The organism is Streptomyces sp. NPDC050263 (assembly GCF_040655955.1).
Lineage (GTDB): Bacteria > Actinomycetota > Actinomycetes > Streptomycetales > Streptomycetaceae > Streptomyces.
In genome coordinates this window covers 1-1,003 of sequence record NZ_JBFAKW010000322.1, presented here as the reverse complement: position 1 = coordinate 1,003, position 1,003 = coordinate 1, and the positions used below count along the sequence as shown (strand labels likewise).

At 71.1% G+C, this 1,003-nt stretch carries 2 protein-coding genes; both read left to right on the top strand.

What is annotated here, in order from left to right; all coding sequences use genetic code 11:
- The coding region (locus tag AB0J04_RS46285) for a fibronectin type III-like domain-contianing protein (protein WP_363174758.1) at nucleotides 1-540 on the top strand (540 nt) is incomplete at its 5' end.
- A 283-nt stretch (nucleotides 541-823) separates the two neighbouring features.
- The coding region (locus AB0J04_RS46280; protein ID WP_363174757.1) for a family 1 glycosylhydrolase at nucleotides 824-1,003 on the top strand (180 nt) is incomplete at its 3' end.

Sequence of the window (1,003 nt, the reverse complement as noted above, 5' to 3'; positions counted from 1 at the left end):
GTCACCGTCCGCAACACGGGTGGGCGGGCAGGCCGTGAGATCGTCCAGCTCTACGCGTCCCGGGACGGCTCCGCGGTCGCGCGCGCGCCGCGGTGGCTGGTGGGCTTCGGCGCCGTCGACCTGGACCCGGGGGAGTCGGGTGAGGTCGTCGTCACCGTGCCGAGGCGGGAGTTCGAGTACTGGGACGAGGAGCTTCAGCGCTGGCTCGTCGAGGGCGGCGAGTACCGCGTCGCGGCGGGCGCGTCGAGCCGGGACATCCGGCTGTCCGCCACGGTCGAGCTCCCCGGGGAGGCCGCGCGCTACCGGCTGGGACCGGACTCGTCGATCGGCGAGGTCCTGCGGGACCCGATCGCAGGTCCCGCCTTCCAGGAGGTCTTCGCGGCGATGTTCGAGCAGTTCTCGGCAGCCGAGGAGACCGACTTCGCGCCGATGCTGGATTCGCTGCCGTTCGGGCGCTTCCTCAGCACGACGGGTTCGGCACTCCCCGACGGCCTGGTGGACGACGTGCTGGCGCGCGCGAACGCCGCCAACGGCTTCTAGAAGTTAGTGTTCCCGCGAGCCCTCCCCACCGGAGCCGACCTCGCCGGCCTTCCGCCGGTGCTCGTGAGGGACGCCGACCGGGACAGCCTTCGGGCCTCCGGCGACCGCGTCACGTCCGCCCCGCGGGCAGCCGGCTCCGTGCTCGACCACATGATCATCGACAAGACCTTGCACGGATTCCTCGCCCCCGAGGCCGTGGCCTGCGCCGAGGTGTCCGGGCGACGAGCCGGTGGCTCGACGCCCGTGACCGACCAACGCGACCGACAGATACGAAGGAGACATCATGAGCCGCTTCGCACCCGACTTCCTCTGGGGAGCGTCCACCGCGCCGCACCAGATCGAAGGCAACAACATCAACAGCGACTGGTGGTCGCGCGAGCAGGTCACTCCCGGCATGGCGCTCAGCGGTGACGCGATCGACAGCTACCACCGCTACGGCGAGGACATGCGACTGCTGGCCGAC